Here is a 20908-nt window from a genome sequence, read left to right as displayed (position 1 = left end):
GCTAGCTTTTCCGTCGGCTGACCAATCGGGTAGCGGCCCAGTCCTTCGAGACACCAGCCGACGACGTGGCGTGCAGACCCGCGGTAGGAGCGGCTTCCTGGATGATCGAGGGGGCAACGTAGCCGGTGCGTCCGGACTTCGGGGTCAGGACCCAGACAGTGCCGCCTTCGTCGAGGCAGGTCAGTGAGTCAACGAGTGCGTCGACGAGGTCGCCGTCGTCGTTGCGCCACCAAAGCAGCACACCGTCCACAACGTCCTGGTCCTCTTCAGTGAGCAGTTCAGACCCGGTTTCATCCTCGAGGGTTGCGCGGAAGTCGAAATCCACATCCTCGTCGTAGCCGAGTTCCTGAAGCAGGTCCCCGTTCTTGAAACCCAACTTGCCCGCCACGGTATCCGTTGTGGCGGCTTCGGCCTCGCTCACTGTTTTCCTCCCGAAAGACTGTGGTCACTTTGATTAGCGGATCCACTAGTTACGTTGATATGCATTATTACCAGCCAACACCTTTAAACGCCATGCATCAAGCCAGCCGGTCTCCCTGGCGAATCCTCGGTCGCATATGTACACCATATAGGGAGGAAACCGCCGGAAAGTCCCGCCCGGACGCCCCCGGTGGATCCAGGCGCGGGCGGATGCCGCAAATACCGCCGAGAGCGGAAACCGCTCAGCTGCCGGGTCTCCACTACGCATCTCCGACTCGTCGCGGCTAGAGTTACAAAAGTGATTTGTCACGATCCTTACGATCTTGGGGTCGTGGCCACAGACAGGCTGCGGAGCATCGTTCCGTTGCGTCAGTTGTAAGCATCGTAGACATCATCTGCGGAGTGGGAGAGGTTTGGCGTGGCTGTAGAGCAAGGTGGACCGGAAATTCTTAGTAATTTGACCGGCGGAACCGACGGTGACCCGGAGGAGACAGCCGAGTGGATTGAGTCACTTGATGAGCTGATCCGGGTCCAGGGCACTGAACGGGCGCAGTTCATCATGCGTTCGCTGTTGCAGCGCGCTGGTGCGCGGAGCGTCGGCGTGCCCATGGTGACGACCACCGACTACGTGAACACCATTCCGGCGGACCAGGAACCCGATTTCCCGGGTGACGAGGAAATCGAACGGAAGTTCCGCGCCTGGATGCGCTGGAACGCGGCCGTCATGGTGCACCGTGCGCAGCGCCCCGAGATCGGCGTCGGCGGTCACATCTCCACCTACGCAGGAGCCGCGACCCTCTATGAGGTGGGATTCAACCATTTCTTCCGGGGCAAGGACCACCCAGGCGGCGGTGACCAGGTCTTCTATCAGGGCCACGCCTCCCCCGGCATGTATGCGAGGGCCTACCTTGAGGGACGCCTCACCGAGGAGGACCTCGATGGGTTCCGCCAGGAGAAGTCGAAGGAAGGCCACGCGCTCTCCTCCTACCCGCACCCCCGGCTGATGCCGAACTTCTGGGAATTCCCCACCGTGTCGATGGGAATCGGCCCGATGAACGCGATCTACCAGGCGCAGTCCAACCGCTACCTCCACAACCGTGGCATCAAGGACACCTCCGACCAGCAGGTCTGGGCCTTCCTGGGCGACGGCGAGATGGACGAGCCGGAATCACGCGGCCTGCTGCAACTCGCAGCCAACGAGCGCCTGGACAACCTGAACTTCGTCATCAACTGCAACCTGCAGCGCCTCGATGGTCCGGTGCGCGGCAACGGCAAGATCATGCAGGAACTCGAAGCATTCTTCAGGGGCGCCGGCTGGAACGTCATCAAGGTGGTCTGGGGCCGCGAGTGGGATGACCTGTTGGAGAAGGATGAAGATGGTTCCCTGGTGGGAATCATGAACTCCACTCCCGACGGCGATTACCAGACCTACAAGGCCGAGTCCGGTGGGTTTGTCCGCGAACACTTCTTCGGGAAGACCCCGCAGACCAAGGAAATGGTCGCCGATTTCAGCGACGACAAGGTGTGGAAGCTCAAGCGCGGTGGGCACGATTACCGCAAGGTGTACGCCGCGTACAAGGCCGCCACCGAGTTCAAGGGCAAGCCGACGGTTATTCTCGCGAAGACGGTCAAGGGTTATGGCCTGGGCCCCCATTTCGAGGGGCGCAACGCGACCCACCAGATGAAGAAGCTCACCTCTGATGACCTCAAGGCGTTCAGGGACCACCTGCGCATTCCCATCACTGACGAGCAGATCGACGACGACCTGTACAACCCGCCGTACTACCACCCCGGCGCTGACGCACCCGAGATCAAGTACCTATTGGAACGCCGCAAGGCGCTCGGCGGCTTTGTCCCCGAGCGTCGCAACAAGCACACCGAGGTTACCCTGCCGGGCGACAAGGCGTACGAGGTCGCGAAGCGCGGCTCCGGCAAGCAGATGGCGGCCACCACCATGGCCTTCGTGCGGCTCCTGAAGGACCTGATGCGGGACAAGGAGTTCGGGAAGCGGATTGTCCCGATCATCCCCGACGAGGCCCGCACCTTCGGGATGGATTCCTTCTTCCCGACGGCGAAGATCTACAACCCGAACGGCCAGAACTACCTGTCCGTCGACCGTGACCTGGTCCTCGCGTACAAGGAGTCGGTCGAAGGACAGATCCTGCACGCAGGGATCAACGAGGCCGGATCGGTAGCCGCTTTCACCGCCGCCGGTACGTCCTACGCCACCCACGGCGAACCACTGATCCCCGTGTACGTGTTCTACTCGATGTTCGGCTTCCAGCGCACCGGCGACTCCTACTGGGCAGCCGCCGACCAGATGACCCGTGGGTTCATCATCGGGGCCACCGCTGGCCGCACCACGCTGACCGGCGAGGGACTGCAGCACGCGGACGGGCACTCACCGCTGTTGGCCTCCACCAACCCCGCAGTGGTCACGTATGACCCGGCCTATGGTTACGAAATTGGCCACATCATGCGTGACGGCCTGAACCGGATGTACGGCGAAGGCTCGGACGACCGGAACCTGATGTATTACATCACCGTCTACAACGAGCCGATCCTTCAGCCGAAAGAGCCGGAAGAGCTCGACGTCGAGGGCCTCCTCAAGGGCATTTATCTGGTCTCGCCTGCGAAGATCGACGGGCCGCGAACCCAGATCCTCGCCTCGGGTGTCTCAGTGCCCTGGGCCCTTGATGCACAGCGGATCCTCGCCGAGGACTGGGGGGTTTCGGCCGACGTCTGGTCGGTCACCTCGTGGACCGAGCTGCGTCGCGACGGACTGGCCGCCGAGGAAGAAGCGTTCCTCAATCCGTCCGGTGAAGCCCGCGTACCGTTCATCACCCAGCAGCTTGAAGGCGCCACCGGCCCGATCGTTGCCGTGACTGACTACATGAAGGCTGTTCCGGACCAGGTCCGCCAGTTCCTGCCCAACGAGTTTGCCACTCTTGGGGCTGACGGCTTCGGCTTCTCCGACACCCGGGCTGCAGCACGCCGGTTCTTCAAGATCGACAGCCACTCAGTGGTGGTGCGGGCTCTCGAGATGCTGGCACGCCGCGGCGAGGTGGACGCCAGCGCGCCCGCCGAAGCGATCGACAAGTACAAGCTGCTCGACGTCAACGCGGGCACCACCGGAAACACCGGTGGGGACAGCTAGCACGCGCTAGAAACTGCCCTGGAGAACAGGTGGACCGGTTATTACCGATCCACCCGTTCCCCGGGGCAGTTTTCTGTTGGGCACCGGCGAAGGTATCGCCGGTTTGTAGCCTCTACACAAATGGAGCCGGATACCGGTTCAGACGTATGCTCATGGAATGCCTGTGTCCGAACGCCCGTTTCCGCCCAGTTCCCGCAGGACCCAGATCCCGGTTGCCGACCCCGACACGGTGGAGCGGCTGCGTGCCAAGATTGGCGCACTCTCCACCGCCACTCTCCAACAACTGGACGCGTCGCTCCCCTGGTACCGAAGCCTGCGGCCGGATGAGCGCTCGGCGCTGGGCATGGTGGCGCAAAAGGGCATCGCCTCGTTTGTGAACTGGTACCAGCGCCCGGTGTCGCCTGCCTGGGTCCTCAGCGACGTTTTTGGCACAGCACCCACTGAACTCACCCGGTCCATCAGCCTGCAGAAAGCGCTGCAGCTCATTCGTGTGGTGGTGCAGGTGGTCGAGGACCGTGTGCCCGACCTCGCTGCCGACGCCGACCAGGGCGCCCTCCGCGAGGCCGTGCTGCGCTATTCCCGAGAAGTTGCCTTCGCCGCCGCCGATGTCTACGCCCGGGCGGCCGAAACCCGTGGATCCTGGGACACGCGGTTGGAAGCGCTGGTGGTAGACGCCATCCTGCGGGGTGAAAGCTCGGACGCCCTCCGCTCCCGGATCGCCGCGGTGGGCTGGAAATCGCAGGCCCGGATCACGGTGATGGTTGGCAGTTCACCACCTGAACCGAACGCCATGTTCCTGAACGAGCTGCGCCGCACCACCGACCGAATCGCCGAGGACACCCTGGTGGGCATCCAGGGCGACCGGCTGATCCTGGTCCTCGGCGGGGTGGAAAACACCGAGAACACCTACAGCCGCCTCAGCGATCTGTTCGGCCAGGGACCGGTGGTGTACGGTCCGGAATCCGAATCTCTTGTCGCCGCCAGCAGTTCGGCACAGGCAGCCTTCGCCGGGCTGACGGCGGCCCGTGCGTGGCCGGCAGCCCCGCGGCCGGTCGCCGCCGACGATCTCTGGCCCGAACGGGTCATCTCCGGCGACGACACCGCCCGGAAAGCCCTCATCCGGAACATCTACCGCCCCCTGGTGGGAGCCTCCAACGGCCTCGAAGAAACACTGTCCGCCTACCTGAACCTGGGCCACTCGCTCGAAGCGACCTCCCGCGCCCTCTTCGTCCACGCGAACACTGTCAGGTACCGGCTCCGGCGTGTCTGCGACATCACCGGCTGGGATCCGCTCCTCCCCCGCGAGGCGTTCGTCCTCCAAACCGCACTGGTGGTCGGCCGGCTCAGCCAGCCCGTCCAGGCCCCGCCGGAGCGGCCTGCTACTCGTCCGTAACCCATGCCTTCGTTGTAGACTTCCTACAAAGTGGCCTCCGGAGCTTCGTGTACCGGAATACCCAACAATCACCTAGCAGTTTGGAAAGCTTGATACGTGCTTGCAATTGTCTGCCCCGGTCAGGGGTCCCAAACGCCCGGTTTCTTGAGCCCCTGGTTGGAACTCCCAGGCGTCCCCGAGCATCTCGAGTCCCTCAGCGATCAGGCCGGACTGGACCTGGTTCGCCACGGCACCATCTCGGACGAGGAAACGATTAAGGACACTGCCGTGGCGCAGCCCCTGATCGTTGCCGCCGGTCTGGTGACCGCGCGGGTGCTGCTGGGCAACCGTCCGATGACGGCGGCCACTGTGGTCGCAGGCCACTCGGTGGGCGAGGTCACGGCCTCAGCCATTGCCGGTGCGCTGTCCGAACAGGACGCGGCAGCCTTTGTTAGGGTCCGCGCCACGGCAATGGCCGAAGCGGGAGCAGTAGTGCCCACCGGGATGAGCGCCATCCTGGGCGGCGATCCCGACGACGTCGCCGAGGTACTCGCTCGGCACGGTCTGACACCCGCGAATGCTAACGGGGGCGGGCAGGTTGTTGCCGCCGGAACCCTCGGCCAGCTGGCGGCACTCACTGCCGATCCCCCGGCGAAGGCAAGGGTCATCCCGCTGAAGGTTGCGGGCGCCTTCCACACCCACCACATGAGCCCCGCCGTTGCGGCGCTTCAGGAACTGCGGCCTACGCTTACACCCCTTGATCCGGTTGCCACGCTGCTGTCGAACTACGACGGCGCCCCGGTGACCACCGGGGACGGAAACCTGGACAGTCTGATCGCCCAGGTGTCGCGCCCGGTCCGGTGGGACCTCTGCATGGCCCAGCTGGAGCACATGGGGGTTTCGGGGGTTCTCGAATTGTCGCCGGCGGGAACGCTGACGGGATTAATGAAGCGCGGAATGCGCGGGACACCCACATTGGCCGTAAAATCGCCTGAGGATCTGGATGCCGCCGCTTCCTTTATTGAGGAGCACTCACGCACCCCGGATCCGGTCATTTCCCCCATTGCAGAAGGACACTAGTGAACGCCCCCGTCATGAAGCAAGCTCCACTGCGCGAGCACACGCGCATCCACGGCATCGGCGTATTCCGGCCCGATGTCATAGTCACCAACGAAGACGTCTGCCAGTGGATTGACTCCTCTGACGAATGGATCCGGCAGCGGACCGGGATTGTTACCCGGCACCGCGCCGACCGCGACACCAGCGTCATCGACATGGCGGAGGCCGCGGCGCGGTCGGCCTTGGAGAACGCCGGAATCGACGCCGCCCAGCTGGGCGCAGTCCTCGTCTCGACAGTGACCCACCCCTATGCCACCCCCTCGGCTGCCGCGCAGCTGACGGACCGCCTCGGTGCCACGCCAGCGCCCGCCTATGACATCTCGGCGGCCTGTGCCGGGTACTGCTACGGCATTGCCCAGGCGGACGCGATGGTGCACGCAGGAACCGCCGAGTACGTTCTGGTGGTTGGTGTCGAGAAGCTGTCCGACTTCATCGACAACGCCGACCGGACCATTTCGTTCCTCCTCGGCGACGGTGCAGGCGCCGTGGTAATCGGCCCGGCGGAGAGCGCCGGCATTGGACCGTCGGTATGGGGCTCGGATGGCAGCAAGCACCAGGCCATCCGGATGTCCCACTCGCTGCTGGATATCCGCGATGCCGAGCTCGCTTCAGTGGGCGCCATCGGCGGATCCCTCGAAGACACGCCGAAAGCCTCCTGGCCCACCATGCGCCAGGACGGGCAAACGGTCTTCCGGTGGGCGGTCTGGGAAATGGCTAAGGTCGCCCAGCAGGCACTGGACGCCGCAGGCGTCACGGCCGAGGACCTGGTGGCCTTCGTGCCACACCAGGCGAACATCCGCATCATCGACGAGATGGTCAAGCAGCTGAAGCTGCCCGACCATGTAGAAGTGGCACGCGATATCGTTGACGCTGGAAACACCTCGGCCGCTTCCATTCCACTTGCCATGCACCGCATGCTCCAGGAACACCCCCAGCTGAGCGGGGGTCTGGCCCTGCAGATTGGTTTCGGTGCCGGTCTGGTGTTCGGCGCGCAGGTGGTAGTACTTCCCTAGTTTTTCCCAAGCCAAACCGTCAACCGCGGTTTGATTATCCATGCCGGGTCTTTGATCCGGCTTGACAAGAAAAGGAGCCATCCATGGCTAGCAACGAAGAAATCCTGGCCGGCTTGGCCGAAATCGTCAACGAGGAAACCGGTCTTGCACCCGAGTCAGTCGAGATGGACAAGTCCTTCACCGATGACCTGGACATCGACTCCATCTCGATGATGACCATCGTGGTCAACGCCGAAGAGAAGTTCGGCGTTCGGATTCCCGACGAAGAGGTCAAGAACCTGAAGACCGTCGGCGACGCCGTCAACTTCATTTCCGGCGCGCAGGCCTAGATCCACTTGGCTCCGTGGCTGCCAGCACCACTTGGTGCTGGCAGCCGCGGAGGCGTCCACCCGCACGTTCCACAGCAACACCCCACGTTTTAGAGAGTGAACCATGGCACGCAAAGTAGTGATCACCGGACTGGGCGCGACGACGCCGATTGGCGGCGACGTCCCCACCATGTGGAAGAACGCCCTCAAGGGTGTCTCCGGTGCTCGAACCATCGAAGCCGACTGGGTCCAGGAGTACGAGCTGCCCGTGACCTTCGCTGCGCAGGTCACGACCCCTGCCAGTGAGGTCCTCTCACGAGTCGAAGCCAAGCGCATGGATCCCTCCACGCAGTTCGCGGTCATCGCAGCCCGCGAAGCCTGGCGGGATTCCGGCCTTGAAGAAATTGACCACGACCGGTTCGCGGTCGCGTTTGCCACCGGCATTGGCGGTGTCTGGACGCTCCTTGATGCCTGGGACACCCTGCGCGCCAAGGGCCCCCGCCGGGTCCTTCCCATGACGGTCCCCATGCTGATGCCCAACGGCCCAGCAGCTGCAGTGAGCCTTGACCTGGGCGCCCGGGCGGGAGCCCACACCCCGGTGTCCGCGTGTGCCTCCGGTACTGAGGCCCTGCACCAGGGTCTGGAGCTGATCCGCTCCGGCAAGGCCGACGTCGTCATGTGTGGCGGCGCCGAAGCCGCGATCCACCCGATGCCGATTGCGGCGTTCGCATCGATGCAGGCGCTCTCACGGCGCAACGACGATCCTCAGCACGCTTCGCGCCCCTACGACACCGGTCGTGACGGCTTTGTCATGGGTGAGGGCGCCGGAGCCCTTCTCATCGAGGCTGAAGAGCATGCACTGGCCCGGGGCGCCCGAATCTATGGTGAACTGGCTGGCACCTCGGTGACCGCTGACGCATATCACATCACCGCTCCGGATCCCGGTGGCCTGGGCGCTACCCGCGCCCTGAAGGCAGCAATGTTCGATGCCCGGGTGCAGCCGTCCGATATCTCCCATGTCAACGCCCACGCCACGTCCACCCCGGTGGGCGACAAGCCGGAGTACGTGGCGTTGAAGACCGCCCTCGGTTCCCACATCGATAATGTGGCAGTGTCAGCGACCAAGTCGCAGACTGGCCACCTGCTCGGCGCCTCGGGTGCGGTGGAGGCTGTGATGACTGTCCTGGCTGTTTACGATCGCAAGATGCCGGTGACCATCAACCTGGAGAAGCAGGATCCCGACATTCCGCTGGACATTGTGACCACCGAACGGACGCTGCCTGCTGGCGATCTGGTGGCACTGAGCAATTCGTTTGGGTTCGGCGGGCACAACGCAGTGATCGTGGTCCGCAGCGTCTAGCCCGCGGCTCGATCGCCCTCGGAGTACAACAAGGCAGAAGGCGCCGACCGTCACGGTCGGCGCCTTCTGCCTTTAAATACTGCTCCCGCGCTACTATGGCGTCCCAGCGCAAAGGAGGGCCCGGTGGGCACGGTAGTTATGTACAGCTCAGTGTCGGTGGACGGGTTCATCGCGGACGAGAATGACCAGCCCGGGCCACTGTTCGACTGGTTGACCAACGGCGATGTCCCCCTGGATGAGAGCGGCATGGTGATGGTGTCGCAGACCTCCTTCGACTACACCCGGCAGTACTGGGACCAGATCGGGGCGACAGTCGTTGGCCGCCGCGTCTTCGACCTGACAGACGGCTGGGAGGGAAAGCCACCGGGCGGGATCGACCATGTGGTTGTCGTGACACACCGCCCGATGCCCGAGGGGTGGGACCCCGGGGCACCATTTCACTTCGTCGGCAACGTCGAGGCAGCCGTGGCCAAGGCACAGGAACTCGCCGGTGACCGGATCGTTGAAGTCGCTGCCGGCGACGTCGGCGGTCAGGCGCTGGCCGCCGGTCTGGTCGATGAAGTGCGCATGGACGTCGTCCCCGTGGTGTTCGGATCCGGGAAGCGCTACTTCGGATCAGTCCAGGGTCAGCTCCTGTTGGAAGACCCTCAGGAAGTAATCCAGGGGATCCGGGTACAGCACCACCGATATCGGGTGCGCCGCTGACCTGGCCTGATCGGGGAAATCGGTTAGCCGACCTGGTGGAGCCACCTCACGGGTGCACCTTCGGCGGCATGCCTGAACGGTTCGAGCTCCTCGTCCCAGGATTCGCCGAGCGCCAACGACAGCTCGTGGTACACGGCAGCGGGATCGCCTGCGCCGGTCTCGTAGGCGTACCGAATCCGGTCCTCGGTCACCATGATGTTGCCGTGGACATCAGTCGTGGCATGGAATATGCCCAGCTCAGGGGTATGCGACCAGCGACCGCCGTCGGCTCCGGCGCTCTGCTCTTCGGTGACCTCATAGCGGAGGTGAGCCCATCCCCGGAGGGCTGATGCCAGCTGGGCTCCGGATCCCTGGGGCCCGACCCACGACAGTTCGGACCTGAACATCCCGGGTGAGGCCGGCTGAGGGGACCACTCAAGATCGGTCCGCTGATCAATCACCGAACCGATCGCCCACTCGATATGAGGGCATAACGCAGAAGGGGCTGAGTGAATATACAACACTCCGCGCGCCGTAATACCAGACATTCCATCCTCCATAGCTGTAGGTACGTCTTCCCCAACGACCTGCAACAGTGAATGGACTCGTCCGAATGTGTCCGCCGACACGGCGAACTACGGTTCATTCTGCCCTACATACCCTAATTGCGCCACTGTAACTACCTGGTTGCCACTTGGCCGGCCCCGGACTTGTTCTGAATCCGCCCCTACCCTGGCTCGGTCAGGCTCGGGGATGGGCCTGTTCGTAGCTCTTACGGAGCCGCTCGACCGATACGTGGGTGTAGATCTGGGTGGTGGCGAGGCTGGAGTGCCCCAGGATTTCCTGAACGGCCCGCAGATCGGCGCCGCCGTCCAGCAGGTGGGTGGCAGTGCTGTGGCGGAGGGCGTGGGGCCCGGTCGCGGAGGTGCCCTGTACCCCGGCGAAGAGTTTCTCCACCGTGGACCGGGCCTGCCGCTGGTCCATCCGTCCGCCGCGCTGACCGAGAAACAGGGCTGGCCCGCTGGTCGGATGAGCCAGTAGGGGGCGCCCCCGGCGGAGCCAGTCGTCGAGGGCATGTGCCGCCGGCACTCCGTAAGGTACCGTCCGTTCCTTGTTGCCCTTGCCGACGACTCTCAGGGTCCGGCGGTCCGGGTCGAGGTCATCGATGTCCAGGCCGACCAGCTCGCCGACCCGGATCCCGGTGCCGTAGAGCACTTCGACGAGGGCGATGTTCCGCAGGGCGATCGGGTCGCCGCCCGCGGACGCTGTTCGTAGAGTGTCGAAAATGCCGTCCAGTTGTTTGACCGAAAGAATTCCCGGCAGCGTCTTCTCCTTCTTGGGTGCCCGGAGCCGCAGGGCCGGATTGACGTCGATGAGTTCTTCCCTCACTGCCCAGGCCAGGAAACTGCGCACGGTTGCGGCACGTCGGGCGATCGTCGACCGGGCATGGCCCTGCGCATCCATCGTGCCCAGCCAACCGCGGAGGTCGGCAAGGGTCAGCTCGTCCAGGCGGGTAACTCCTGCCTCGTGGGCGAAACGGAGCAGCCCGCCGATATCGGTGAGGTAGGCGCGCACGGTGTGGGCCGAGCGGTTACGTTCCGCGACCAGGTAGGTCCGGTACCGATCGACCGCATCGGCGAACGGGGCTGGCGGTTGCTGCATCTGTTCACTGTGCGCCCTGTGGGAACGATCCTCAAGGAGGCGCTCCGCTGCACTCCCCAGTCGGGATCATGTTGACGCTCGGTTCAGGCCTGCCGCCGTGACTACCCAGCTCTCGCAGATTGCCCTTCATGCCGCCGGACGGACCGCATCACCCGCCTCCAGGTCCAGAAGGAGTCGTTTGACGGCCGGGCCCGCCGAATACCCGGTAACCCCACCGGAGGAGCTGACCACCCTGTGCCCCGGAATGATGATTGCCAACGGATTCACCCGGATGGCAGCGCCAATGGCGCGTCCCATCAACGGGTTGCCGAGTTGGGCGGCGAGTTCCTTGTAGCTGCGGGTTTCGCCATAGGGAACGGCGAGAACTGCGGCCCACACGCGGTGCTGGAAGTCCGTCCCGTTCGGCTGGACCGGCAGGCTGAAGGCCCGGCGTTTCCCGGCAAAGTACTCATGGAACTGTGCCTGAGCGCGGTCAAAGGTTCCGGCGTCGGCCTCCAGACTGGCTGCTGTGGGCGTTTCGCCCGCTGCTTCCGCCACTTTCGAAAGCTTAGCGAAAGCGACACCGACGGCCGAGGGTATCGGCGGTGGATTGTGCACCTCGTGATAGACAGCGGTGAGCGATGCCCGTTCGACGACGATCAGCAGCTTCCCGACCGGGGTAGCCATAAATCTGTGCGACTTCATGAGTGGTTTCCCTTCTACTGGTTTTTACGGTGTGCGCTTTCGACCTGCTGGTGCTTAGGGTGTGTGCTCTTTCGACGCCAACCGCCGTCGTCGGAGCGTTCAGCGAGGCCGCCGAACTCAAGGCGGCTCAGTCCCGCCAGGACGCCGCGGATGCTCAGGCCGGCCACTGAGGCGAGCTTGTCGACGCTGGTGGTTGACCGCACCGGGAGTGCATCCAAGAGGAGAAGCTCTTCGACGCTGAGCCCATCATGGACGGCGGGAGAGATCTCGGGCTCGGGCGCCAGGGTACTGCCGATTGGTCCGGCGAGTTCGGACACCTCGGCAGCATCCGTCACACACACGGCGCTCCCCTCGCGCAGGAGCCGGTGGCATCCCGCCGAGTTGGCCGAGTGCACCGATCCGGGGACGGCTCCTACTGCGCGGCCCAAGCCCTCGGCATGATGAGCAGTGTTCAGCGCCCCCGACCGCCAGCGTGCCTCCACCACGACGGTCGCTGCGCAGAGTGCCGCGATTAACCTGTTGCGCTGCAGAAATCTCCACCGTGTGGGGGATGAACCGGGCGGCACCTCGGCGACCAGCAGTCCACGGCGCGCAGTCTCCCGTAGAAGCTGTTCGTTCCCTGCCGGGTAGTAACGGTCGACACCGCACGCCGTGACGCCAATGGTAGGTACCTGGCGGTCCTCCCCTGCCGCGGCCAGGGCGGACCGGTGAGCTTGGGCGTCAATGCCGTAGGCACCACCGGACACTACCGTGTAGCCGCGGGTGACCAGACCAGCGGCGAGTTCCCCGGTGACTGTCGCCCCGTAGGCAGTACTGTCGCGGGAGCCGACGACCGCGACCAGCCGGCTGAGTTCAGGGATGCCGGCAGCCAGGTCCCCGCGCACCCACAGGCAGGAGGGCGCGGAAAGTTGCAGGTCGTCCAGTGCCGAGGGCCATAGCTCACTCTCGGGTGTCACCAGCGCACCACCCAGTCGGCCGAGGGTTGCGAGGTCCCGTTCCGGGGCGAGGTCCGCCACCCTCGGCTTCCATCGGTCCAATGCCTCCTGCAGGACGTGTGGCCGGGGACTGAAGCCATTGGACTCCAGGAGTCCTGCGATCTCATCAGCCAGCACCCCGCCTGCAGACAGTTGGCCGCTGGCGATGCGTAAAGCATCAAGTGGTCCCACGGCGGCCGTCAGTGCCAGGCCCACACTGTCTGACGGTTCGAGCAACCGGGAAAGGGCGGCCCTTGCGATCAGTAAGGGGTCAGCAGGGGCTGTCATGGGGAACTCTCCTGAAGCCGGAGGTTGAGTGCAACCTCGACGTCGTCGCTGGAGGGCGACGTACGGCCGCCGAGATCAGCGAGGGTCCAGGCCACGCGCAGCACCCGGTCGTGGCCGCGCATGGTGAGGGTTTCGTGCTGCATGGCCCGATCGACCGGAGCTGTGACCGCCCGGGCCAGCTTGAGTCCGTCATTCAAGACGGCCGAGGACATCCCGGCGTTGGTGCTGGCTCCCCACTTGGCCAGCCGTTCGCGCTGCGCGGCTCGGGCTGCAGCCACCCGTGCCGCCACGGTCTTGGAGGATTCGGCAGTGGAGGCGTCGGCGTAGTCGGCCAGGGACACGCGGGAGACCGCCAGTTGAAGATCGACCCGGTCGAGGAGGGGCTGCGACAGACGATTGAAGTACCGGCGGCGCTGCTCGGCGGTGCACACGCAGTCGATTCCCTTGCCGCTCGCCAGTCCACAGGGGCAGGGATTCAGAGCCATCACCAGCTGGAACCGGGCGGGGTAGGACGCGGTGCCCGCCGAGCGATGGAGGATCAGTTCGCCGCTTTCGAGGGGTTCCCTCAGGGCTTCCAGGACGCCGCGCTGGTATTCGGGTGCCTCGTCGAGGAAGAGGACGCCTCGGTGGGCCCGTGAGGCGGAGCCGGGCCGTGGTATTCCACTGCCCCCGCCGATGATCGCTGCGGTAGACGACGTGTGGTGTGGGCTTTCAAAGGGGGGCCTGCGCTGCAGACCCTGGCAGGAGAGCACCCTTCCGAGGGAGTGGATGGCTGTCACCTCGATGGCTTCCTCGTCCGTGAGGTCAGGGAGTATCCCGGGCATGCGCTCGACCAGCATTGTCTTCCCGGCGCCCGGGGGACTACACACTTAAGTGTGCATGCGCGCTGACCTGAGGTTATGTCTCAAAACGGACACCCCGGCGTGGGAGCTTGAAGGCTCAGCTCTCGTCGAAAGGCAGGCGGACGACCTCATCGCCCGGGTCTTCCGGACTTGCTTGCGGAGCCGCGCCCGGGTGGTCCTGGTACAGCGCGTCCGAGGCGCTCTGGTCGTAGGTGTCGGAGAGGTCTGCACCCTTGGTCCCGAGGACCTGCTCCCAGTTGAATCCCATACACACGACTTTATCGGCCGGTATCGAACTCGCGAAGGATCGCCTCGACGCGCGCGGTCAGTTCGTCGGCGCGCTTGAGGATCTGCTCTTCCTCCTCACGCGACATCTGCCGCCGGGGGCTGGCCGGCATCGCAGCTGCAGCAGGCACCGGCGCAGGTGCGGGCTCCGGACCGTCGAGCAGCAGGGCCGCGGCACTGATGACCGCCGACAGCGAGGATGGGTGCATGGAGCGGTAGGCATCGATCCATCCCCAGCGGTCCACGGCTGGCAGCAAGCCGATGGAGAGGTGCCAATCCGGATTGGGATCCGGCCGCAGGTGCCGGTGCGCGGAGCCTACTTCGTCGCGGCGGTGTCCCAGGACCCGGACGGAACTGTGCGACCACCCGCTGTTGGTGCCGATCACATCAAGCCACGACCAGGTGGCGCACGCCGGGCAGTCCTCCGGTTCCGGGGCGACGCCGATCTGCCCGCGCACCCGGTGCATTCCGTCCGGCCGCAGTCCCAGCGCACCTGACCTGTCCAGTCCGAGGCCTCCGTGGGAGCGCGGTGCCAGCAGCACCGCAGTGAACAGCATCCGGCGCATCCGCAGCCGGAAAACCCAGTGTGTGCCCGGGTGCTGGATGATCGCCGTCCCACGCCGGATCAGCCGCTGCAGGGAGCCGGTGTCCTCCGTGTGCCCGCGCGGCCACGCGGGGGCCGGTGGATCTTTGGGAGCCAGCCGCCGGCGCAGCGCCGCGAGCACAGCCCGGGACGGCTGTACCTGCTGCACAAAACGAGAGAGTGAGGCCTCGTCGATCCTCCCGGCGGGCACGCCCGTGACGGAGCACCAGTCGGTCCAGAGGTCGGGAAGGGCCGTCGTCATTCTCCTGATTGTCCCATCGAGGTCTGTCCCTAGTCCCATACACGACCGGCTCCAGCTGTGTCTGCCGTGTGGTCCATAACCGCGGCACGAAGTCGGTTTGCTGAATCTCGGTCGCAACAACTTTCGGTCAGCGCCTGCGGAAGAATTGGTGCCAGTAAGCCTCTTCTGCGTCCATCAGCATCTCGTAGATATGTTTCGGCCAAAAATTTCCCAAAGTAGGGACGTTCCTCGGCGTTCAAGTCTCCCAGGGAATCGACGGCGGCCACCAACAGTGCGTCGTCCTCGATCGAGGACTCAACCCCTTCCTGCACGCCATCGGCGGACAGGTCATCCCACACATGAGGCGAGGCTGCTATGGCCTCTCTGATCGCGGCGAGGCGCACTCTGACGTCTCTCTTGCGGGAGCGCCAGTAGAGGTGGGTTTGATATTCGGCCGAGGCCATAGCCGCAAAACTTGCCCCGCCGGCGGGCGGATGATGCGTGGGAATGACCTGGTAGCGGGCCCGGCCAGGATGCCGATCATGGAGGTGCCGACGGATTTCGCTGATGCGGTGTCCGGGGCGCAACGTCGCAATTCCAAGGGTGTGATCATCCCGCCCATTCTCGATGTGTGATGCCATGGCGTGTCCCGACAAGCGGACGATAGGTGCTCCCCTCCTCCATGGTAGGCGCGGTTCGGATGGAGGTTGAAGGGTACTGGAACAAAGCGGTCGGCAGTCAAAGTGTGTGTCCGTCGGCGAATACCAACCGCTGCTTCCGTGGTGGCAACGGCGGCGGTGTGCGAACATCCTTGACATGGCAAAATCACGGAAGAGGCCTGGCCCTGAGCTGTGGTCCGAGGGATTGATGTGGGTCGAGGCAGCCGAGATGCAATGCGCGCGGTTCGAGCGCTTGGTGAGGGAGAACGAACTGGCGCGGGAGGACGCGAACCGCCGCCGAGACTGCGCGGAGCGCCCGTGGATACGGAACTTGTTCGATCCTCCAATCCTCGTGCCGACCGTGGCCTTGGGGTGGCAGCAACAGGCCGAACTCTCCTTCTTGCTTGTGGCGACCCAGCACGTGCAAACTGCCGAGGCCAGCCTCCCAAAGGAGCACCGACCGAAGACCGTGCTTGAAGAGGATCGAATCCTGTTCCTGCTGCGGGACTTGAGTGAGCATCGCGAGGATGCCGAGGGACGGGCGCGGCGGGAGCTGCTGGAATCAGAACACGCTGCGATGCTTCAAAAGATCCACGAGATGCTCGCGACGAGGCGGGGCGGAGAGCGCGAGCTGGAAGCGCTCCGGGTGAAGTTGGAGGCCTACCCGCCAACGTTGTTTGAACTACCCATGCCCGACGACGAGGAGGTCTGGCTGGCGGGTATCGCTCTCACGCGGATCAGGGTGTGGCTCATCGAGGCGCGCTGGTGCTTCCGTCGGGCGCTGGCGGAAGTGGATGTGGTGGCACCAGAGCCGCTTGCTTCCACGGTCACAGACGACGACACCTATGACTGGCCGAGTCTGCGGCTCAGGTATCGGGCATGGGAACTTGAGTGGCAGGGCGAGGAGGAGCTGTCGGAGGACGAGAAACGGGCGCAGGAGACAATGGACGAGATGGACCCCGTCGTGGATGATCTGCTCGCTGAGTATTTTGATGAACAGGAGGCCAAGCGCGACGGCGGACGGGAGCCGGGTCAATGATTCTTGGATTTCCACACACGTCGTGCTGCTGCTCAAATAAGCACTGATCCGGCCAGGATCAAAGGTGAGGTTACGAGCTACTCCCCCAGTCCTCCCAAAAATTGAATCGGGTTTTCCACATACGCCAAGGCAACTCTGGAGACAGCCTGCTGCTGATGCTGGACTGGTTCCATGCTCAGCTACGAAGACATCATTTTGCTCGGAGAGGAACGGGTCCTTGTCATGCAGGAGCACAAGGACGGCAGGTGCTGGTGCGGCAGACCTGCGATTGATCCGCGTCGGTGGAGGCCTCAGCCCGTCGCGCTCAGCTTTCCGGCCAAATGCCCTTTTCGCCCATCAGCTTCAGAAACGCTGCATATTCCTCGACGGTCAGCTCGCCGCGGGCGGCAGCGCCAGCGGCCGCGTCTCTCCTCGACCAAAGGAACGGCGGACCCTCAAACCCTTGGGCCGCATAGATTGTCATGCCGAGGCCCGCGAGCGTTCCTACGAGGCTCGGATTCTGAGAGGTTCTTGCTTGCGAAATCGCAAGGCTGACTTTGTCCCACTCTAGGTCGTAGTCCTCCGGCGACAGCGGAACCGCAGCGAGCCCGTGCGAACGGTTGCGCGGCAGGTGGCTTCCAAGCATCACAGTCAACGGCGGTTCACCACCACTCATGCGGTTCAAGCAGTATCGCTGGTCTGCGGCCCTCTCAGTTCGTCCTTCGACGGCGTAGGGGTTGGCGCTGCGGGCCGCGAAGGAGGTTGCTTAGCGCCGGAACACGAGCATGACCGGATCAAACGTTAGTCAGCACCTACATCAGGCCCTGCGGCTGCTCCGTTTCAACACGCCCGTTCGTCTTCGCCCCACTCCTCGTGCCCGAGCGGGGCTTCGTTCAGCTCGTCTCGACGTGCCCGCCAGTCGGGCAGGAACTGGTCCATCAAAGCCACGAAGTTCTCCCCATGTCCACGTTCCAGGAGGTGCACGAGTTCGTGGACGACGATGTACTCCAGGCACCGAGGGTCCTTCTTGGCCAACTCCGGGTTGAGCCAGATCGTCCGTGACGTGGTGACGCAGGTGCCCCACTTGGTCTTCATCCGGCGCACGACGAACTTGTCAGCCTCGATCCCGAGGATCGGCTGCCACTTCTCCAGCAGCGCGGGCACGACGGCCTTCAGCTCACGCCGGTACCAACGATCCAGTGCCCCGAACCGCCCGGCGGCGTCGGTTCCGGGTGGAGTGATCACCCAGAGCGTGTTGCCCTTGATCTCGACACCGTACGCACCGCTCGACTTGGAGACGTCGAGGAGATACCGCTGCCCCCATACGAAGTGCGTCTCCCCCGAGACCATCCTGCGCTCAGTCTGCCTGTCCGCGTTCTGGAGCTGCTCCCGCTTACGCTTGATCCACGATAGCCGCTGCACGACGGCGAGCCGGATAGCGTCTTCAGTGGTCCGCTGCGGCGCGGCGACCCGCACCCGGCCCACCGGCGGATAGACCGAGATGTGCAGATTCTTGATGTCTTTGTAGACAACGTCGACGCCAAGGCCCGCGACCGTGAGGTAGGCGTTAACGGTACTCATCATTGTTCTTCAACAGTTCGATGAACTCCGCCAGTGAATCCTCTTCGACGCCTGGGAGTTCCTTGCGCAGCTCACGAGCGAGCGCGCGTTCCTTCATCCTGCCGGCACCGGCGTCGGCCCATCCGTGTTCCTTGCTCGCTTGGATTCGGTGATGCAGTGCTTCGTGGTCGACGGCCAGATCTTCTGGACGCCACCCGAAGTCCATGATCGCCCGACGCGCTGGTGTGTTCGCCCATTCCGGGTAGGTCTTGCCGTCTGCTGCTTCCCGGGTGCCGACCTTCTTAGTCAGCTCTATGAGTTTGCGGAGGTAGTCCGCGTAGTCCTCGGCGTCTTCCTTCTGCTTCTCGATGAGTGCGTCGAGAAGTTCTGACATGTGCTCGTAGTAGCGCGGGTTCATCGCGTGCTCGTCCACGATGGTCTTGCGGACATTGTTGATGATCGTCTCCGCTGTGGCTGCCCTGCTGCCCTTAATACCAAGTGGCAGCGTGTCGATTGCATCCGGCCCGCGCTCGACGATCAGCTGGACCAGGGTCTTCTCCAGGTCGGCGACCTGTTCGACGGGTTTGGCGTTGATGTAGGTGTCGAGCAGCTGGCGCATCCCGGCCTCGTACTGCTTCATGTCGATGTTCTCGCCGGCTCCGGCCTCGACCTCGCTCTTGACGGCGGCGTAGTGGGCGACCTCGTCCTTGATTATCGCGATCTCGGCCGCCGTGTAGCCGGCGGCTTCCATGTCGCTGGCGACGGCTCCGAAGGCGCGTACGAGCGTGGCAACGGACTTGTAGAGCAGGACGCGTTTGGGTTCGTTGTCCTTGATCTGGTCGGCATCGCCGGGTGTGGACGCAACGAAGTAGTGCTGATATTCGAGCGTGCCCTTGGGCGGAGCGACCGGCTCGCACAGAGCACGGACGGCGTCGAGAGCCTCCTCGAGATCTTTGCGGTCCTGCTCGTTGCGGTCGCTGATCAACCCGTCGACATCATCGGCCTCGTACTCGCCGAAAGCCTCGGAGGTGTAGTCGATGACGGTCTTGTCGAGCGACTTGAACAGGTCACGGTAGTCGACGATGTACCCGTAGGCCTTGTCATCGCCGTCGAGACGGTTGACGCGGCAGATCGCTTGGAAGAGGCCGTGATCGCGCATTCTCTTGTCGATGTACAGGTACGTCGCACTCGGCGCATCGAAACCGGTCAGGAGTTTGTCAACCACGATAAGCAGCCGCATCTGGCCCGGCTCGTTGACGAACTTCTTCCTGACATCGGTCTCGAACTCTTCGACCCGGCCGATGGCCTTGTCGGGGTGCTCGCCGAAATGGTCGGCAAGCATCTGCCGGTAGATCTCGTACTTGCGGAGCTCTTCTGTGTCACCCTCGCCCGCGTCTTCCTTGGAGATCGCGGTCGGGTTGGGCTTGTAGCTGGTGACGATGGCGACCTTGCCCCTGAAGCCGCTCTTCACGAAGGCCTCGTAGAAGGTGCAGGCCTGATAGACCGAGTCGCTCACCAACATGGCGTTGCCCCGGCCGCTGATCAACCGCGGCTGGGTCTCCATGTCCATGAGGATGTCCTGGACGATCTGCGCCGAACGGGGTGCAGAGGAGAAGACCTTCTGCATCGTGCCCCACTTCTGCTTCAGCCGAGCCTTCGACAGGTCGGTGAGGTTCCTGGTCTTGGCGTCGAACCACTTGTCGACCGCCGCGGATCCCTGAAGCTCCTGCTCGACCTTGCGGGCCTCGTACTTCAGGTCGAGTACGACACCGTCACGGACGGCTTCGTCAAACTTGTAGGTGTGGATGAACGACCCGAAGGTCTCTATGCTGGTCTTCTTGTCGCTCTTCAGGAGCGGCGTGCCGGTGAATCCGATGAACATCGCTCCCGGCAGCAGGTCCTTCATGATGCGGTGCATCTTGCCGCTCTGGGTGCGGTGGGCCTCGTCGACGAAAACGAAGATGTTACCTTTGGCCCTGAACCCGTCCGGGATCTTCGTCTTGAGTTCCTTCGCGAAGTCCTCAGCGTCCTTGTCGCGGGCCTCTTCGTCGGTGCCGCGGAACTTGTGGACCAGGGAGCACAAGAGCCGCGGGTTCGAGGTGTTGAGCATCGCGAGCATGTCCGCGCCCGACTGGGTGCGGACGATCTTCTCCCCAACGCCGGAGAAGCCGCCCTCGATCTGCTCGTCCAGCTCAGTGCGGTCGGTGATCACGAGGACGCGGGCATCATGCTGGGTCTCCAGGATCCACTTGGCCAGCCACACCATCGTCAGGCTCTTGCCCGACCCCTGGGTGTGCCAGATGATGCCGCCCTCGCGCTTCGCGACGCGTGCCTGAGAGGCCTTAACGCCGAAGTACTGGTTATGGCGCGGGGACTTCTTCACGCCCGCGTCGTAGACGATGAAGTCGTGGATGATCTCTAGCAAGCGCTCCTTGGAGCACATCTGGCGGATCGCGAGGTCAAGTTCGGCGTTCTCGCCTTCCTCCTTCCAACGCAACCAGTACTTCTCCGGGGTCTCGATCACTCCATAATGCAGCCCCTCGACATCGTTGCCGGCGAACAGCAGCTGGATGGTCGTGAAGAACGGGCGGACGAAACCGTGGCGCTGGTTGCCGATGTTCTGACCCGAATCCGCGAGTAGTGGATTTTCTGGGTTGCCCTGCTGACAGAGCACGGAAA

The 20908-nt window shown here is 64.0% G+C and carries 19 protein-coding genes and 1 pseudogene; 8 read left to right on the top strand and 12 right to left on the bottom strand.

The features are described 5' to 3' along the window. Position 1 precedes the first annotated feature (1 nt). A complete protein-coding gene (locus HMI58_RS10705) occupies positions 2–421 on the bottom strand; it encodes a DUF3052 domain-containing protein (RefSeq protein ID WP_171587036.1) in 420 nt (139 codons plus the stop codon). Between the two features lie 417 nt (positions 422–838). Between HMI58_RS10705 and aceE the strand changes: the two genes are divergently transcribed. The 7 genes from aceE to HMI58_RS10670 all read left to right on the top strand — a co-directional run bounded on the left by aceE (position 839) and on the right by HMI58_RS10670 (position 9454). Further along, positions 839–3577 carry a pyruvate dehydrogenase (acetyl-transferring), homodimeric type gene (aceE, locus tag HMI58_RS10700; RefSeq protein WP_171587035.1) on the top strand — a complete coding sequence of 913 codons (2739 nt, stop codon included), beginning with the start codon at positions 839–841 and terminating at the stop codon, positions 3575–3577. A gap of 157 nt (positions 3578–3734) precedes the next feature. After that, positions 3735–4970 (top strand): helix-turn-helix domain-containing protein, encoded by a 1236-nt coding sequence (locus HMI58_RS10695; protein WP_171619690.1) that lies wholly within the window; start codon positions 3735–3737, stop codon positions 4968–4970. 96 nt (positions 4971–5066) lie between these two features. Then, positions 5067–6029 (top strand): ACP S-malonyltransferase, encoded by a 963-nt coding sequence (locus HMI58_RS10690; protein WP_171619688.1) that lies wholly within the window; start codon positions 5067–5069, stop codon positions 6027–6029. Then, positions 6029–7081 (top strand): beta-ketoacyl-ACP synthase III, encoded by a 1053-nt coding sequence (locus HMI58_RS10685; protein WP_171619686.1) that lies wholly within the window; start codon positions 6029–6031, stop codon positions 7079–7081. The genes HMI58_RS10690 and HMI58_RS10685 overlap by 1 nt, the downstream gene beginning before the upstream one ends. Positions 7082–7164: 83 nt before the next feature. Then, positions 7165–7410, top strand: a complete 246-nt coding sequence (locus HMI58_RS10680; protein ID WP_019482900.1) for an acyl carrier protein — start codon at positions 7165–7167, stop codon at positions 7408–7410. Positions 7411–7513: 103 nt separating this feature from the next. Next, on the top strand, positions 7514–8749 hold the full coding sequence (gene fabF / locus HMI58_RS10675) for a beta-ketoacyl-ACP synthase II (RefSeq protein ID WP_171587031.1): 1236 nt from the start codon (positions 7514–7516) through the stop codon (positions 8747–8749). A gap of 123 nt (positions 8750–8872) precedes the next feature. Then, positions 8873–9454, top strand: a complete 582-nt coding sequence (locus HMI58_RS10670) for a dihydrofolate reductase family protein (protein ID WP_171619684.1) — start codon at positions 8873–8875, stop codon at positions 9452–9454. Positions 9455–9477: 23 nt separating this feature from the next. Here HMI58_RS10670 and HMI58_RS10665 read toward each other — a convergent pair whose 3' ends face one another. The 8 genes and pseudogenes from HMI58_RS10665 to HMI58_RS10630 all read right to left on the bottom strand — a co-directional run bounded on the left by HMI58_RS10665 (position 9478) and on the right by HMI58_RS10630 (position 15633). Beyond that, entirely contained in the window at positions 9478–9981 is a 504-nt protein-coding gene (locus HMI58_RS10665) for a DUF3145 domain-containing protein (RefSeq protein WP_171587029.1), read from the bottom strand. A gap of 193 nt (positions 9982–10174) precedes the next feature. Beyond that, positions 10175–11095 carry a tyrosine recombinase XerC gene (locus HMI58_RS10660; protein ID WP_171619682.1) on the bottom strand — a complete coding sequence of 307 codons (921 nt, stop codon included), beginning with the start codon at positions 11093–11095 and terminating at the stop codon, positions 10175–10177. A gap of 126 nt (positions 11096–11221) precedes the next feature. Next, positions 11222–11779: a methylated-DNA--[protein]-cysteine S-methyltransferase gene (locus tag HMI58_RS10655; RefSeq protein ID WP_171619680.1), complete on the bottom strand. Its 558-nt coding sequence runs from the start codon at positions 11777–11779 to the stop codon at positions 11222–11224. Positions 11780–11793: 14 nt separating this feature from the next. Further along, the gene (gene dprA, locus HMI58_RS10650) at positions 11794–13041 is read right to left on the bottom strand and encodes a DNA-processing protein DprA (RefSeq protein WP_171619678.1); all 1248 of its coding nucleotides are present in this window, start codon (positions 13039–13041) and stop codon (positions 11794–11796) included. Then, positions 13038–13901 (bottom strand): annotated as a pseudogene (locus tag HMI58_RS10645) (ATP-binding protein); the annotation flags it as partial. The gene dprA and the pseudogene HMI58_RS10645, both read right to left, overlap by 4 nt. Before the next feature lie 79 nt (positions 13902–13980). After that, the gene (locus HMI58_RS10640; protein ID WP_171619676.1) at positions 13981–14151 is read right to left on the bottom strand and encodes a hypothetical protein; all 171 of its coding nucleotides are present in this window, start codon (positions 14149–14151) and stop codon (positions 13981–13983) included. A 10-nt stretch (positions 14152–14161) separates the two neighbouring features. After that, a complete protein-coding gene (locus HMI58_RS10635) occupies positions 14162–15013 on the bottom strand; it encodes a hypothetical protein (RefSeq protein WP_171619674.1) in 852 nt (283 codons plus the stop codon). Positions 15014–15042: 29 nt separating this feature from the next. After that, the gene (locus HMI58_RS10630; RefSeq protein ID WP_171619672.1) at positions 15043–15633 is read right to left on the bottom strand and encodes a hypothetical protein; all 591 of its coding nucleotides are present in this window, start codon (positions 15631–15633) and stop codon (positions 15043–15045) included. Between the two features lie 175 nt (positions 15634–15808). On the opposite strand from HMI58_RS10630, the gene HMI58_RS10625 reads away from it, so the two are divergent. Then, positions 15809–16690, top strand: coding sequence for a hypothetical protein (locus HMI58_RS10625; RefSeq protein WP_171619670.1), 882 nt, complete (start codon positions 15809–15811; stop codon positions 16688–16690). Positions 16691–16994: 304 nt separating this feature from the next. Here the strand turns inward: HMI58_RS10625 and HMI58_RS10620 are convergent, their stop codons facing one another. From HMI58_RS10620 to HMI58_RS10610, 3 genes are all read right to left on the bottom strand, one after another. Continuing rightward, entirely contained in the window at positions 16995–17354 is a 360-nt protein-coding gene (locus HMI58_RS10620) for a hypothetical protein (protein WP_171619668.1), read from the bottom strand. Between the two features lie 155 nt (positions 17355–17509). Continuing rightward, complete coding sequence (locus tag HMI58_RS10615; RefSeq protein ID WP_171619666.1) at positions 17510–18250, bottom strand: SprT family zinc-dependent metalloprotease; 741 nt, start codon at positions 18248–18250, stop codon at positions 17510–17512. Further along, positions 18237–20908 (bottom strand): HsdR family type I site-specific deoxyribonuclease (locus HMI58_RS10610; RefSeq protein ID WP_171619664.1); only part of this gene is annotated, 2672 nt, incomplete at its 5' end. The genes HMI58_RS10610 and HMI58_RS10615, both read right to left, overlap by 14 nt.

Source organism: Arthrobacter sp. 147(2020), assembly GCF_013116715.1.
In the GTDB taxonomy this organism is placed as follows: domain Bacteria; phylum Actinomycetota; class Actinomycetes; order Actinomycetales; family Micrococcaceae; genus Arthrobacter_D.
The sequence above is the reverse complement of the archived record's forward strand: the minus strand, read 5'-3'. Positions and strand labels throughout refer to the sequence as shown.